This is a genomic window from Enterobacter cloacae complex sp. HYC074_NIDB, from assembly GCF_056673345.1.
Genome location: NZ_CP114214.1, coordinates 3,484,341 through 3,499,872 on the forward strand (window position 1 = coordinate 3,484,341; position 15,532 = coordinate 3,499,872).

Consider the following 15,532-nt stretch of genomic DNA (forward strand, 5'->3'; position numbering starts at 1 on the left):
GAGCCGGGCGCGGAAATTTATCAGGAGCCCAGACGGTAGTTCGGGGACTCTTTGGTGATCGTCACGTCGTGAACGTGGCTCTCCTGGATACCCGCACCGCTGATGCGTACGAATTCCGCTTTGGTACGCAGCAGGTCAATGGTACCACAGCCGGTCAGACCCATACAGGAGCGCAGGCCGCCCATCTGCTGGTGAATGATCTCTTTCAGGCGGCCTTTATACGCCACGCGACCTTCGATACCTTCCGGTACCAGTTTGTCAGCAGCGTTATCGGTCTGGAAGTAACGGTCGGAGGAACCTTTGGACATCGCGCCCAGGGAGCCCATACCGCGGTAGGATTTATAAGAACGCCCCTGGTAGAGTTCGATTTCACCCGGAGATTCTTCGGTACCGGCCAGCATGGAGCCCACCATCACGGCTGCGGCACCTGCGGCGATCGCTTTGGCGATGTCACCAGAGAAGCGGATACCGCCGTCCGCGATAACCGGAATACCGGTGCCTTCCAGCGCTTCAACCGCGTCAGAAACCGCCGTGATCTGCGGCACGCCTACGCCAGTGACGATACGGGTGGTACAGATAGAGCCAGGGCCGATACCCACTTTCACCGCGCTGCAACCCGCTTCCGCCAGCGCGCGAGCGCCTGCGCCTGTTGCCACGTTACCGCCGATAATCTGGAGATCCGGGTATTTAGCACGGGTTTCACGAATACGTTGCAGAACGCCTTCGGAGTGGCCGTGGGAGGAGTCAATCAGCAGCACGTCAACGCCCGCGGCAACCAGCGCGTCAACGCGCTCTTCGTTACCTGCGCCCGCGCCAACCGCAGCGCCGACGCGCAGACGGCCATGCTCGTCTTTACAGGCGTTCGGTTTACGTTCTGCTTTCTGGAAATCTTTAACGGTGATCATGCCGCGCAGGTGGAAGTTCGCGTCCACAACCAGCGCTTTCTCAACGCGTTTTTCGTGCATTTTCGCCAGCACCACGTCGCGGGTTTCGCCTTCACGCACGGTCACCAGACGCTCTTTTGGCGTCATGTAGACGCTTACAGGCTGGTTCAGGTCAGTCACGAAACGCACGTCACGACCGGTAATGATGCCGACCAGTTCGTTGTCTTCAGTGACTACCGGGTAGCCTGCAAAGCCGTTACGCTCGGTCAGGGCTTTCACTTCGTGCAGCGTGGTGGTTGGCAGAACGGTCTGAGGATCGGACACGATACCGGATTCATGCTTCTTCACGCGGCGAACTTCTTCCGCCTGACGCTCGATAGACATGTTTTTGTGGATAAAGCCAATGCCGCCTTCCTGTGCCAGGGCGATAGCCAGACGCGCTTCAGTCACGGTGTCCATTGCTGCGGAGAGAATAGGAATGTTCAGACGAATGGTTTTCGTCAACTGCGTGCTGAGGTCGGCAGTATTCGGCAGAACGGTGGAGTGAGCGGGAACGAGGAGGACGTCGTCAAACGTCAGTGCTTCTTTAGCGATACGTAGCATGGGCAATATCTCTGACCTGGGTGGTTAAATATTGCCGTGGCATTATACAGAGCGTAACCGATTGCATCCACACTTTTTTGAAAAAAATGCTTGCGCTCACCTCTCAGCAGGTTACTATCGACTGAATAACTTGCTGATTTAGAATTTGATCCCGCTCACATGTTATCCTCTCAATCCCCCTCAATTTATACTGTCAGCCGCCTTAATCAGACGGTGCGTTTGCTGCTTGAGCAGGAAATGGGACAGGTCTGGATCAGCGGTGAAATCTCTAACTTCACGCAGCCTGCTTCCGGCCACTGGTACTTTACGCTGAAAGACGACACCGCTCAGGTGCGCTGCGCGATGTTCCGCAACAGCAACCGTCGCGTGACGTTCCGTCCTCAGCATGGCCAGCAGGTTCTGGTTCGCGCCAACATTACCCTGTATGAGCCGCGCGGCGATTATCAGATTATCGTCGAGAGCATGCAGCCCGCCGGTGAAGGCTTGCTGCAACAGAAGTACGAGCAGCTAAAAGCCATGCTTTCGGCTGAGGGATTGTTCGACCAGCAGTTTAAAAAACCCCTTCCCTCACCAGCCCACTGCGTTGGGGTTATCACGTCGAAAACCGGTGCGGCCCTGCACGATATTTTGCACGTCCTTAAGCGCCGTGACCCTTCCCTGCCCGTCATTATCTACCCGACTGCCGTTCAGGGTGACGATGCGCCGGGGCAGATCGTGCGCGCCATTGAGCTGGCGAATGCGCGTCAGGAGTGTGATGTCCTGATCGTCGGGCGCGGCGGCGGCTCGCTGGAAGACCTGTGGAGCTTTAACGACGAGCGCGTGGCGCGGGCAATCTTTGCCAGCCTTATTCCGGTGGTAAGCGCCGTCGGCCATGAAACGGATGTGACGATAGCGGATTTTGTCGCGGATTTACGCGCGCCCACGCCGTCCGCGGCGGCAGAGGTAGTCAGCCGTAACCAGCAGGAGCTGCTGCGTCAGATCCAGAACGGGCAGCAGCGCCTGGAGATGGCGATGGACTACTTCCTCGCCAACCGTACCCGCCGCTTTACCCAGCTTCACCATCGTCTGCAACAGCAGCATCCGCAATTGCGTCTCGCGCGTCAGCAAACTGTGCTGGAACGTCTGCGTCAGCGGATGAACTTCGCGCTGGATAACCAGCTTAAGCGGGCGGTATCGCGCCAGCAGCGCACGACGCAGCGTCTGAACCAGCAGAATCCGCAGCCGAAGATTTATCGCGCACAAACGCGGATCCAGCAGCTTGAGTATCGCCTCGCGGAAAATATCCGCTCACGCCTGAGCACCACGCGCGAGCGTTTTGGCAATGCGGTCACCCATCTGGAAGCCGTCAGCCCGCTCTCCACGCTGGCCCGCGGCTATAGTGTGACCACCGCGACGGACGGCAAAGTGTTGAAGCAGACGAAACAGGTCAAAGCCGGGGATGTACTCACCACCCGGCTTTCTGACGGCTGGGTCGAGAGTGAGGTGAAAGAGATCAAACCGATGAAAAAAACGCGCCAGCGTAAAAGCGGATAAATCTTCGCCGGTTACAAACTATACTGCTGCTATTGCCTTTTTTAATAAGGAGAGCAGCATGCCCCATCTTCATAGCGTCATCCCTCCGTATATTCTTCGTCGTATTATCGAAAGCGGGTCAGAGCCCCAGCAGCGCTGCGCCCGTCAGACATTAACCCATGTGCAAACCCTGATGGCGCATATGCCGGGCAAGCCCGCCGCGCCGCATGTGAATAAAGCCGGACAGCTTGAGCGTGACATCTACGATGCGAAACAGACCCAGGAGCTGCCGGGTACCCAGGTGCGCTATGAAGGCCAGCCCTCCAACGGCGATGTGGCGGTGGATGAAGCGTACGATTATCTGGGTATCACCCATGATTTCTTCTGGAAAGAATATCAGCGCGATTCACTCGATAACAAAGGACTGATCCTCACCGGCACCGTGCATTATGGTCGGGAATATCAGAACGCCTTCTGGAACGGCCAGCAGATGGTCTTTGGCGACGGTGACGGAGAAATCTTCAACCGCTTCACCATTGCCATCGACGTGGTGGCGCATGAGCTTAGCCACGGCGTGACCGAGACCGAAGCCGGGCTGATTTATTTTGAACAGTCGGGCGCGCTAAACGAGTCGCTGTCAGACGTGTTTGGCTCGCTGGTGAAGCAATACCATCTTAAGCAAACCGCCGATCGGGCAGACTGGCTGATTGGTGAGGGTCTGCTGGCGGAGGGTATCAACGGGAAAGGGCTACGTTCCATGTCTGAACCCGGTACCGCCTACGACGATCCGCTGCTCGGCAAAGACCCGCAGCCCGCGCACATGAAAGACTTCATCAAAACGCGCGAGGATAACGGCGGCGTGCATCTTAACTCCGGCATCCCCAACCGCGCGTTTTACCTGGCCGCAACGGCGATCGGTGGCTACGCCTGGGAAAAAGCGGGTTATGCCTGGTACGACACGGTTTGCGATCGCAACCTGGCGCAGGATGCGGATTTTGATGCCTTTGCAAAACTGACGATCGCGCACGGCGAGAAACGCTCCGGTAGCGACGTTGGGGCGGCTATAAAACAAGCCTGGGAACAGGTGGGAGTACTGTAATGCAGGTACCGGAACTGACGGATGACGCCGTGGTTGAGCTGGCCCGGGAAGGCGGCGTCGCCTTTATTCCTAAGCTGAGCGGTCAGCGCACAATCGCCCTCTCCACGCTCAACGAGGCGCAGCGTCAGCGCGTGGTAAATATTCTGGAACAGGCTATCCCGCGCGGACAGCCACCGGGCCAGGCGTCGTCTCCGGGCAGCGGCGATCAGCGCTATTTTCGCATTCAGATAATCTGGACCCGGCACAATCAGGCGCAGTATACCGATATTATTGTGCTGGTTCCGGAGCAGGAAGCGCCGGAATCGCTGATTGAGCTATGGCAAAAAGGAGAAGGCTGCGTGTGCGATTAAGCCCCAGCCCTGACGAACTCGACGCGTTTTTTTGAGATCAGCCCGTGGCCGTTCTGACAGAAGTAATCCACCGTGCCGCAGGCCTTGAGTACCTGAAGCGGCTGATGGCAGTCAGGGCAGCGCGCTTCGAGGGGAATATCTTTATTGCAGCTGTCGCAGTGCGCGATACCGTTTTGCGGCTCGAGCGCTGCGTGGCAATCCGGACAGGTAATCGACATGCTCTCTCCTGTTGAGTTGGGCCGGGACAGGACAACTGCCCCGGCAGACTGAATAGTATCAGGCTTCGGTAGCCGGTTTAGTTTGCGCATTTTCCAGCATGCGACGTACCGGAACAATGAGGACGATCAGCACCGCAGCACAAATCAGCAGCGCAATGGAGCAACGGGCAAAGAGGTCTGGCAGCATATCCAGCTGGTCGGCCTTCACGTGACCGCCAATCAGCCCCGCAGCCAGGTTACCCAGCGCACTGGCGCAGAACCACAGGCCCATCATCTGGCCGCGCATTCTTTCCGGCGCCAGCAGGGTCATGGTCGCCAGACCAATCGGACTCAGGCACAGTTCCCCGAGCGTCAGCATCAGGATACTACCCACCAGCCAGAACGGAGAAACCCCTGCCCCACCGTTGCTCAGTACGTTCTGCGCCGCCAGCATCATCAGGCCAAAGCCCGCCGCTGCACACAGAATACCGATCACGAACTTGGTGATGCTGCTCGGACGAATGTTTTTGCTCGCCAGCTTCGGCCATGCCCAGCTAAATACCGGGGCCAGCAGAATGATGAACAGGGCATTAATCGACTGGAACCACACCGCCGGGATCTCAAAATCACCGATCATGCGGTTAGTGTAGTCGTTGGCGAACAGGTTGAAGGAGGTTGGCTTCTGCTCGAACGCGGACCAGAAGAACGCGGCGGAGACCAGCAGAATAAAGCACACCAGCAGCCTTGCGCGCTCTTTGCGATTCAGCCCGGCGAAGATGAACAGATAGATGAAGTAGAGCGCGACGGAGGCGGCAATCACATACACCAGCACGCTGGCGACCGCGACCGGATTAATCACAATCACGCCCTGGGCAATCAACGTAACGATGATTGCAACACCCACAGCCAGCGCCAGCAGCCAGGCGCCCACGCCGTTACGTTTCACTACCGGACTGTTCCAGGTGGAGTCCAGACCGACTTCGCTGTCGTAACGCTTCATGGCCGGAACGGCAAACACGCGGAAGATAATCAGGGCGACCAGCATCCCAATACCACCGATACCAAAGCCCCAGTGCCAGCCGTGGGTTTTAATCAGCCAGCCGGAAATCAGAGGGGCAATGAACGAGCCCATGTTGATGCCCATATAGAACAGCGAGAAACCGCCGTCACGACGCGCATCGCCCTTTTTGTACAGTGTCCCCACCATGACCGAGATACAGGTCTTGAACAGGCCGGAGCCGAGCACGATAAACATCAGGCCGATGAAGAACAGGTTGTCGCCCATGATGGCCGACAGGGCAATCGACAGGTGCCCAAGCGCAATCAAAATCGAACCGTACCAGACGGCCTGCTGCTGGCCGAGCCAGTTATCCGCCAGCCAGCCGCCCGGCAGCGCGGCGAGGTACATGGTGCCGGCAAAAATACCGACAATCGCCGAGGCGTTTTCACGCGCCAGGCCCATTCCGCCGTCATACACGGTGGCGGCCATAAACAGGATCAGTAGCGGGCGAATACCGTAAAACGAGAAACGCTCCCACATCTCGGTGAAGAACAGCGAACCGAGCGGATAAGGATGGCCGAAGAAGGTTCGGCTCTCTTTTTGATTAACAGAGGATTGCATAATTCTCCCGAAAAGGTATGTGTCGTGCTTGTAAACACCAGCATGTACGCCGAACGGTTACGTATCCGATCGATTTTTTACATGCGGCGAAATGTTGGTTAACCATTTGATAACCAGGCGCTAGTTTTGTCTAGTACCGAACCCTGGACTTTAAGACGAAAATTCGACGATTGTCTACTTTCTTAGATATAAACATGGTTCAAAACGAATAGTGATTGACATCACACAGGGAAGGCGGGCCTTTGGAATGAGCGAAAAAAAACCCGCGACAGGCGCGGGTTTTAGTGAGATCGGTAAGGATTATTTGCTTTTCTTAATGTGCTTAATCAAACGCTTACGCTTACGCATCTGGTTCGGCGTCAGGGTGTTGCGTTTATTCGCAAACGGGTTTTCCCCTTCCTTGAACTGAATACGGATAGGCGTACCCATCACGTCCAGCGACTTGCGGAAGTAGTTCATCAGGTAGCGTTTGTAGGAGTCCGGCAGATCCTTCACCTGGTTACCGTGGATCACCACGATAGGCGGGTTATATCCCCCGGCGTGAGCATATTTCAGCTTCACGCGACGACCGCGCACCAGCGGCGGCTGGTGGTCTTCAGCAGCCATGTTCATGATACGGGTCAGCATCGCCGTGCTCTGACGGCGGGTAGAGCTGTCATAGGCTTCACGAACGGATTCGAACAGGTTGCCGACACCACTCCCGTGCAGGGCAGAGATGAAGTGAACGCGGGCAAAGTCGATAAAGCCCAGACGGAAGTCCAGCGTCTCTTTCACCTGCTCGCGCACTTCATTGCTCAGGCCGTCCCACTTGTTGACGACGATAACCAGTGAGCGCCCACTATTGAGGATAAAGCCGAGCAGAGAGAGATCCTGATCGGAGATACCTTCACGTGCGTCAATAACCAGCAGCACCACGTTGGCGTCTTCAATCGCCTGAAGGGTCTTGATCACCGAGAATTTTTCAACCACATCGGTGATTTTCCCGCGCTTACGCACCCCTGCGGTGTCGATAAGTACGTACTCACGTTCATCGCGCTGCATTGGAATGTAAATGCTGTCACGCGTTGTGCCTGGCATGTCGTAAACCACTACGCGCTCTTCACCGAGAATACGGTTAGTAAGCGTAGACTTACCTACATTTGGGCGGCCCACGATAGCCAGCTTGATAGGCAGATCCTGAGGGTTGAAGTCGTCTTCCGGCTCTTCCTCTCCTTCTTGTCCGGCTTCAAACTGCGCCCAGTATTCAGCGTCCTCATCCACCTCTTCCGGTGGGTTTACTTCATCAACCCACGGCAGCAGAACGGTTTCCAGCAGGCTGGTGACGCCACGGCCATGCGAGGCCGCGATAGGATAGATATCGCCCAGGCCTAAAGACCAGAAATCCGCAATGGCCTGATCGGCATCGATGCCGTCAGTTTTGTTCGCCACCAGGAAGGTTGGCTTTTCGCGTGAACGCAGATGTTTAGCGATAGCAGAATCCGCGGGCATCAGGCCAGCGCGAGCATCCACCATAAACAGAACCACATCTGCTTCTTCGATAGCCAGCAGAGATTGCTCTGCCATGCGGGTTTCTACGCCGTCTTCCGTACCGTCAATACCCCCGGTATCGATACAGATGAACTCGCGTCCTTCCACCTCTGCACGACCGTACTTACGGTCACGCGTCAGCCCCGGGAAATCCGCAACCAGCGCATCACGGGTGCGTGTTAAACGGTTAAAAAGAGTGGATTTTCCAACGTTAGGGCGCCCGACAAGCGCGACCACAGGTACCATGTTTGAAGCCTCATAAAATTCAAAATAACGTCGCTTTCGCAGCGTTTTTAAAAATGTCAAAACGGCTCCTGAGTGAACAGGAGCCGTTTAGTATACTACAACCGCCGTGTAATTAACGCGTGATCGCGTACAGCGTGCCGTCTTTTGCCTGAATCAGAAGTTTGCCGTCAGCCACAACGGGCTCCGTCAGGAAGCCTGAGCTATCCACTTTCTGCTGTGCCACGAAGCGGCCATTCTCTGGATCGATCCAGTGCATATAGCCTTCGCTGTCGCCCACCACCAGGCTGCCGTTATACAGTGCCGGTGCGGTCAGCAGACGGTGCAGCAGATCGCTTTGCGTCCACAGCGTTACGCCACCTTCGGTGCTCAGCGCCAGCAGGCGGTCGTTCTGATCCACCATATAAATACGGTTGCCGTCGACGATGAAATCGTTCACGGAACCCAGCTCACGTTTCCACATGATCTGGCCGCTACGCAGGTCCAGCGCCGTCAGGTTGCCGTTATACGCCAGCGCGTAAACCACACCGTCGACGATAACTGGCGTGGTGTCCACGTCACTCAGACGGTCGATTTCAGTTGAACCGGTCGCCTGGGAAATACGCTGCTGCCAGATCATCTGGCCCTGCTGCATCAGTACCGCACTGACACGGCCGTTGTCACCGCCCACAATGGCGGCGCCAAATGCGGTCGCCGGAGCAGATTCACCACGCAGAGACAGCGCTGGCATATCCAGGTTAACCGTCCATTTTACCAGACCATCGGCTTCGTTCAGCGCCTGCAACTGGCCGTTGCTGGTATGGATCAGCACCAGGCCGTCGCTGACAACCGGACGCGACAAGGATTCACCGGCAACGGTGGTCTGCCATGCAACCGAACCGTCGCTGGCATTCAGCGCGTAAACCTGCGCTTTTTCGCTGCCCACATACACGTGACCGCCAGTAACGGTCAGGCCGCCAGAAAGCAGTGCAGGTTTACGGGAGAACCAGCCGTCTTTTTCCGCCAGGTTAATGGACCACACTTCTTTTCCGTCATCAGCGTTCAGCGCTTTAACGGTGCCTTTGCGATCGGCCGCATAGACAACGCCGTCAGCAAATGCCGGGTGCAGGTTGGAATAAAAATCGCCAATACCATCGCCTACGGAAGTGTCCCAGGCGGTGGATGGGGTGAACTGGTTTTCAACCGTCGGCAGCGGGGACATTTTAACAACGTCTTCTTCGCCACTGAACAGTGAACAACCACTCAATAACGTAACAGAAAGCAGTCCTGGCAGAAGTAATTTACGCAATTGCATTGGGTCCCTCTCAGACGGACAAATTATTTATTTTCATCTGCATCATTTCGCTCAGCGCAGGTGAAGCTTTACTATCCACGCCAGCTTGCCACGCTTTACGCGCGCCCGCTTTATCACCCTTACTCAGCAGTGCTTCACCGCGAAGATCGGCAACAATAGCGGCAAAGCCTTCGCCTTTAATGGTATCAAGCGTTTTGAGCGCGTCGTCGGCTTTTTTCTGCTGAACCTGGATACGCGCCAGACGCAGATTGATCACCGCTTTCAGATTATCGTCACTGGCAGCAGCAAGCCCCTGAGACAGTTGCGCAGCGGCTTTGTCCAGTTCGTTTTTATCAACATACTGCTGAGCCACTTCCAGCGCAGCCAGCGCGCCGTAGGTGTTTTTGTTGTCAGCGGCAAATTTCTCCGCAGCCGTCAGCGTTTGCGGCTGATCGGCACGGATTGCGCTAACGGTATTTTCGTAGTTCAGGGACGAACCGCGAGCAGAGTCAGCCTGATGATTGTTCCAGTAACGCCAGCCTACCAGCGCACCAACACCTAAAATAACCCCTACAACCAGTGCCTTGCCGTTTTCAGCAAAGAAGCGTTTAACCGCATCAACCTGGTCGTGTTCGTTCTCGTAAATTTCCACGCAGTCCTTCTCCTTAGCCCAATAGAGTGCGCAAGTGCGCCGCAACGCCATCCTGCGTTACCGTAGTTTGCTCACCAGAGCGCAGGTCTTTAACTACCACTTCGCCGTTGGCCACTTCGGACTCACCCAGCACCAGTGCGATACTTGCGCCCCACTTATCGGCACGAGCAAACTGTTTTTTAAAGTTGCCGCCGCCGTGGTTGGTCATCAGCTTAACGTCCGGCAGCGCATCGCGCACGCGTTCGGCAAGCTGCATTGCCGCAGACTGCGTATCCGCACCTGAGGCCACCAGGTATATATCGACAACAGGATCGGCTTTAAATTCCGGATTAACTGCCTGAACCAGCAAAACAAGTCGCTCAAGGCCCATCGCGAAGCCTACTGCCGGTGCTGCGCGACCACCCAGTTGCTCGACCAGACCGTCATAACGACCGCCGGCACAGACGGTGCCCTGCGAACCGAGGCTGGTGGTGACCCACTCAAATACGGTGCGGTTGTAGTAGTCCAGACCGCGCACCAGACGTTGGTTAACGGTATAAGCAATGCCCGCCGCTTCAAGCAGCTTGCACAGGCCGGCAAAGTGTTCGCGGGAATCCTCATCCAGGTAGTCACCCAGCGCTGGCGCATCATTCAGCAGCGCCTGTACGTCAGGATTTTTGGAATCGAGTACGCGCAGCGGGTTGCTGTACATACGACGCTTACAGTCTTCGTCGAGCTTCTCTTTGTGCTGTTCCAGGAACGCCACCAGCGCATCGCGATAGTTCGCACGCGCTTCCAGAGAACCGATAGAGTTCAGCTCCAGGGATACGTGCTCAGAAATACCGAGCGCACGCCACCAGCGGGCAGTCAGCATAATCAGTTCGGCATCGATATCTGGTCCTTGCAGACCAAACACTTCCACGCCAAGCTGGTTGAACTGACGGTAGCGGCCTTTTTGCGGACGTTCGTGGCGGAACATCGGGCCGATATACCACAGGCGCTGCTCCTGATTGTACAGGAGACCATGTTCGATGCCGGCGCGTACGCAACCCGCCGTCCCTTCAGGACGCAGGGTCAGGCTGTCGCCGTTGCGGTCCTCAAAGGTATACATCTCTTTTTCAACCACGTCGGTTACTTCGCCGATCGCGCGTTTGAATAACGGGGTCTGCTCTACAATCGGCAAACGAATTTCGCTGTAACCGTAGCTGCCGAGCACCTGCTTCAGTGTGCCTTCAATGCGCTGCCAGATGGCGGTTTCGCCAGGCAGATAATCGTTCATGCCGCGGATGGCTTGAATGTTTTTTGCCACGTTTATTCTCTTTCTATATACAAAAAAGAACCCAAAGAATGGGTTCAATCATACATGGGAAGCAGCCTGCTTCCCATCACGTTATTTTTCAACCTGCTGAACGCTGATGCGCTGCGCTTCGTCCATCATCGTCGCTTTTGCACGAATGCGGGCTTCGAGCTGGTCGATCATGTCACTATTATCCAGACGATCTTTACGAACGCCATCCTCATAGAGACCACTTTTCTTGTTACCGCCGGTCACGCCCAGCGTGGACACCAGCGCTTCACCCGGACCGTTCACCACGCAGCCGATGATGGAAACGTCCATCGGGGTGATGATGTCTTCCAGGCGCTGCTCCAGAGCATTCACGGTGCCGATCACGTCAAACTCCTGACGTGAACAGGTTGGGCAGGCGATGAAGTTGATCCCACGCGCGCGGATACGCAGTGATTTCAGGATGTCGAAACCAACTTTGATCTCTTCCACCGGATCGGCGGCCAGGGAGACGCGTAACGTGTCGCCGATGCCTTCAGAGAGCAGCAGGCCGAGACCAATCGCCGATTTTACCGAACCGCTGCGCAGACCGCCCGCCTCGGTGATGCCAAGATGCAGCGGCTGATCGATCTGTTTTGCCAGCAGACGATACGATTCAACGGCCAGGAAGACGTCAGACGCTTTCACGCTCACTTTGAACTGATCGAAGTTAAGGCGATCCAGATGATCGACGTGACGCATGGCGGATTCGAGCAGCGCCTGCGGCGTCGGCTCACCGTACTTTTCCTGGAGATCTTTTTCCAGAGAGCCAGCGTTTACGCCGATACGGATTGGGATGTTTTTGTCGCGGGCGCAGTCAACCACCATGCGAATGCGCTCTTCGTTGCCGATGTTGCCTGGGTTAATACGCAGACAATCGACACCGTATTCAGCGACTTTCAGCGCGATACGGTAATCGAAGTGAATATCGGCAACCAGCGGAACACTCACCTGCTGCTTGATCAGTTTGAACGCCTCGGCGGCGTCCATGGTAGGCACAGAGACGCGAACAATGTCCGCGCCGACGCGTTCTAATGCTTTGATTTGATTGACCGTCGCTTCTACATCCGTAGTACGCGTATTGGTCATCGACTGGACGGCGATAGGCGCCCCATCGCCGATTGGCACGTTCCCAACGTAAATCCGTTTCGATTTTCTACGTTGAATAGGAGCCTGGTTATGCATGTAAAATCTCCCGCATTGCCCGTCTGTTACTGTGCTGCTGATTGTTCGGCATTAACGGTAAGACGCGCAACCTGGTTAGTTCTGATAAAGCGGCTCAGATCGACAGGTTTTCCTTGATACTGGATCTGTACCGCTGCCGGTGCGCCGATTTTAAGCTTGTAAGGTGCCTGGCCCGTTAGATTTAACGTGCCATCTTTACGTTGCAGGCCGCTGAACAGCTTTTTACCTGTCGCGTCAGTCACTTCCAGCCAGCAATCAGCCGTAAAATTCATCACCAGCGCATTCGGGTCCACGGCAGGTGCCGCCGTGCCAGCCGGGTCAGTTGGCAGTGACGCCGCGGTGTTCTCTGCCGGTGCCGTTGCCGCAGGGGCGGTATCAACATTGGCCTGAGAAGGTGATACGACCGCGTTCTGATCCTGGGCCTGGGTGGCTGGCGCGGTATTCGCCGTCGCTTCTGGCGTCGCCGCTGGCTCGGTTGCAGGCGTGTTGCTTGCTGCCGACTGAGGTTCGCTGGAGGTCGCCCCTTCGGTGCTCAACGGCACGCTTTGCGCGCCGTTATTACCAGACTGATTAAGCTCAGCGGAGGACTGATCGGCCATGGTGGTGATCTCTTCCTGCTGCGCTTTGTGGTTTTGCCACCACCATGCGCCCGTCAGGCCGACAACCACAAACAGGACCAGCCAGGTAAAGCTCATCAGCCAGCCATCGCGTTTTTTACGACGTTTACCCAGAGAGAAGCTTTGCATCGGCGCAACTTTTGCCGCACGCACAGGCGCCTGCTTCTCCATCATCGGCAGTAATTCGTCTTCAGGGATATGAACCAGTTTGGCGTAAGAACGGATATAACCGCGCAGAAACGTTGAAGCCAGATCGGCGGGTGCCTTATCTTCTTCAATATCGCGAACGGTGGAAACCTTCAGGCACAGGCGTTCTGCAACGGCTTGCTGGCTAAGTCCGAGTTGTTCACGGGCGTTGCGAAGACGAACGCCAGTGGAGAGTGCTGCATTTTGATCGTGAGTGGCTTCAGTATTCATTCGCTACAACTACTGGTACGTGAAAATAAGGGTTCAGGTGCCGGTGAGTCACAATGCCACCCGCACCGCGAAACTTTAGGTCAGTTAACCTGGAACAAACAGTATAAGACTGTCGGGCCGCAGATGACAGCGCTGGCAGGCCTTCACGCTAAACTGTTGTTACGTCGTTACATACTGCCCGAAAGTCGTATGAAACGCACCGTAATTATTAATCAGTCGTGATGATTGTGACTGAATATTCAGTAAATTAATGCTTCACGGCGCAAAAAATGCGCCGTGTCTGCATAATAATCAAACGGTTTTAACCGCGATTGACTCACCCTGCATACGCTTACGCAGCGTACGTTTGGTACGGTCAATAACGTCACCCGCCAGCTGGCCACAGGCTGCGTCGATATCGTCGCCACGCGTTTTACGTACGATGGTGGTGAAACCATACTCCATCAGCACTTTTGAGAAGCGATCGATACGGCTGTTCGAGCTACGGCCATACGGCGCGCCCGGGAACGGGTTCCATGGGATCAGGTTGATCTTGCATGGCGTATCTTTAAGCAGTTCAGCCAGCTCATGTGCATGCTCGGTACCGTCGTTAACATGATCCAGCATCACGTATTCAATGGTCACGCGGCCCTGGTTAGCGTTGGATTTCTCCAGGTAACGGCGCACGCCAGCCAGGAAGGTTTCGATATTGTACTTTTTGTTGATCGGCACAATTTCGTCACGGATGGCGTCGTTTGGCGCGTGAAGAGAGATGGCCAGCGCAACGTCAATCATATCGCCCAGTTTGTCCAGCGCAGGCACCACGCCGGAAGTAGAGAGCGTAACGCGGCGCTTGGACAGGCCAAAACCGAAATCGTCGAGCATAATTTCCATCGCCGGAACGACGTTGGTCAGGTTGAGCAGCGGTTCACCCATCCCCATCATCACCACGTTGGTGATTGGACGTGTACCGGTGACTTTCGCCGCGCCCACGATTTTCGCGGCACGCCAGACCTGGCCGATGATTTCCGACACGCGCAGGTTACGGTTAAAGCCCTGCTGCGCCGTAGAGCAGAATTTGCACTCCAGCGCACAGCCCACCTGAGAAGAGACGCACAGCGTGGCGCGATCGTCTTCCGGGATATACACGGTTTCAACGCGCTGATCGCCAACGGCAATGGCCCACTTGATGGTGCCATCTGAAGAGCGCTGCTCTTCCACCACTTCCGGTGCGCGGATTTCAGCCACTTCTTTAAGCTTATTGCGCAGCACTTTGTTGATGTCCGTCATGTCATCAAAGTTGTCGCTGCAATAGTGGTACATCCATTTCATGACCTGATCGGCACGAAACGGCTTCTCGCCCATCTCTTTAAAGAACTCGCGCATCTGCTGACGGTTCAGGTCCAGCAGGTTAATTTTTCCATTTTTATTGGGAACCGCAGGAATGGCGACTTCGGAGGTATTCACTAATTCAGACATAATTTTTTCCGGCCTCGTTGTTACACGTTGTGGCCCTTGGTGGGTTGAAAAGAAACGCCCCGGTAAGCAGTCTGCTCGTCCGGGGCGTTGCATTGTACAAAGTCTGGCGCAGGGATGCCACGTTTGCACGCGGCATTTACGAAATTATTAGCGAGTGCGCGGGCACACTTCGCCTTCAGCGAAGAAGAACGCGATTTCGCGCGCAGCAGATTCAACAGAGTCGGAACCGTGGGTGCCGTTCTCGGTGAAGCTGTCTGCGTAGTCAGCGCGCAGAGTACCTGCCAGCGCGTTGTCCGGGTTGGTTGCACCCAGCAGATCGCGGTGACGCTGTACCGCGTTTTCACCTTCCAGTACGGATACCACGATTGGGCCAGAAGTCATGAACTCGACCAGACCGTCAAAGAATGGGCGACCTTCGTGCTCAGCGTAGAAACCGCGAGCCTGCTCAACGGTCAGGTGCAGCATTTTGGTGCCAACGATCTTAAACCCTGCTGATTCAAAGCGAGCGAAGATGCTGCCAATAACGTTTTTTGCCACCGCGTTTGGTTTGATGATGGAAAAAGTACGTTCAATAGCCATTGATAACCTCTG

General features: G+C 55.7%; 14 protein-coding genes. 3 read left to right on the forward strand and 11 right to left on the reverse strand.

Annotation, left to right across the window (positions count from 1 at the left end; translation table 11 throughout):
- Positions 1–20: 20 nt before the first annotated feature.
- The gene (gene guaB / locus O1724_RS16885) at positions 21–1,487 is read right to left on the reverse strand and encodes an IMP dehydrogenase (protein WP_479983898.1); all 1,467 of its coding nucleotides are present in this window, start codon (positions 1,485–1,487) and stop codon (positions 21–23) included.
- Positions 1,488–1,646: 159 nt separating this feature from the next.
- Between guaB and xseA the strand changes: the two genes are divergently transcribed.
- Genes xseA through O1724_RS16900 form a run of 3 tightly spaced genes read left to right on the forward strand, consistent with a single transcriptional unit; the run spans position 1,647 to position 4,448 of the window.
- Entirely contained in the window at positions 1,647–3,020 is a 1,374-nt protein-coding gene (xseA, locus tag O1724_RS16890; RefSeq protein ID WP_023314642.1) for an exodeoxyribonuclease VII large subunit, read from the forward strand.
- Positions 3,021–3,078: 58 nt separating this feature from the next.
- On the forward strand, positions 3,079–4,098 hold the full coding sequence (locus tag O1724_RS16895; RefSeq protein ID WP_032609828.1) for a M4 family metallopeptidase: 1,020 nt from the start codon (positions 3,079–3,081) through the stop codon (positions 4,096–4,098).
- Complete coding sequence (locus O1724_RS16900; protein ID WP_003860606.1) at positions 4,098–4,448, forward strand: protealysin inhibitor emfourin; 351 nt, start codon at positions 4,098–4,100, stop codon at positions 4,446–4,448. The genes O1724_RS16895 and O1724_RS16900 overlap by 1 nt, the downstream gene beginning before the upstream one ends.
- Here O1724_RS16900 and O1724_RS16905 read toward each other — a convergent pair.
- The 10 genes from O1724_RS16905 to ndk all read right to left on the reverse strand — a co-directional run bounded on the left by O1724_RS16905 (position 4,445) and on the right by ndk (position 15,520).
- Positions 4,445–4,666 (reverse strand): zinc ribbon domain-containing protein, encoded by a 222-nt coding sequence (locus O1724_RS16905; RefSeq protein ID WP_032609830.1) that lies wholly within the window; start codon positions 4,664–4,666, stop codon positions 4,445–4,447. The genes O1724_RS16900 and O1724_RS16905 overlap by 4 nt on opposite strands.
- 58 nt (positions 4,667–4,724) lie before the next feature.
- A complete protein-coding gene (locus O1724_RS16910) occupies positions 4,725–6,266 on the reverse strand; it encodes a peptide MFS transporter (protein WP_126296761.1) in 1,542 nt (513 codons plus the stop codon).
- 300 nt (positions 6,267–6,566) lie between these two features.
- A complete protein-coding gene (gene der / locus O1724_RS16915) occupies positions 6,567–8,039 on the reverse strand; it encodes a ribosome biogenesis GTPase Der (protein ID WP_126296762.1) in 1,473 nt (490 codons plus the stop codon).
- Positions 8,040–8,151: 112 nt separating this feature from the next.
- On the reverse strand, positions 8,152–9,330 hold the full coding sequence (bamB, locus tag O1724_RS16920) for an outer membrane protein assembly factor BamB (RefSeq protein WP_003860612.1): 1,179 nt from the start codon (positions 9,328–9,330) through the stop codon (positions 8,152–8,154).
- Between the two features lie 10 nt (positions 9,331–9,340).
- Complete coding sequence (locus tag O1724_RS16925; protein WP_003860614.1) at positions 9,341–9,961, reverse strand: YfgM family protein; 621 nt, start codon at positions 9,959–9,961, stop codon at positions 9,341–9,343.
- Positions 9,962–9,974: 13 nt separating this feature from the next.
- Entirely contained in the window at positions 9,975–11,249 is a 1,275-nt protein-coding gene (gene hisS, locus O1724_RS16930; RefSeq protein WP_022649001.1) for a histidine--tRNA ligase, read from the reverse strand.
- Positions 11,250–11,330: 81 nt separating this feature from the next.
- A complete protein-coding gene (ispG, locus tag O1724_RS16935; protein WP_003860619.1) occupies positions 11,331–12,449 on the reverse strand; it encodes a flavodoxin-dependent (E)-4-hydroxy-3-methylbut-2-enyl-diphosphate synthase in 1,119 nt (372 codons plus the stop codon).
- A 26-nt stretch (positions 12,450–12,475) separates the two neighbouring features.
- Positions 12,476–13,483, reverse strand: coding sequence for a cytoskeleton protein RodZ (rodZ, locus tag O1724_RS16940; protein WP_126296763.1), 1,008 nt, complete (start codon positions 13,481–13,483; stop codon positions 12,476–12,478).
- 291 nt (positions 13,484–13,774) lie between these two features.
- Complete coding sequence (gene rlmN, locus O1724_RS16945; protein WP_003860623.1) at positions 13,775–14,941, reverse strand: dual-specificity RNA methyltransferase RlmN; 1,167 nt, start codon at positions 14,939–14,941, stop codon at positions 13,775–13,777.
- 147 nt (positions 14,942–15,088) lie between these two features.
- Entirely contained in the window at positions 15,089–15,520 is a 432-nt protein-coding gene (gene ndk, locus O1724_RS16950; RefSeq protein WP_003860625.1) for a nucleoside-diphosphate kinase, read from the reverse strand.
- Positions 15,521–15,532 lie beyond the last annotated feature (12 nt).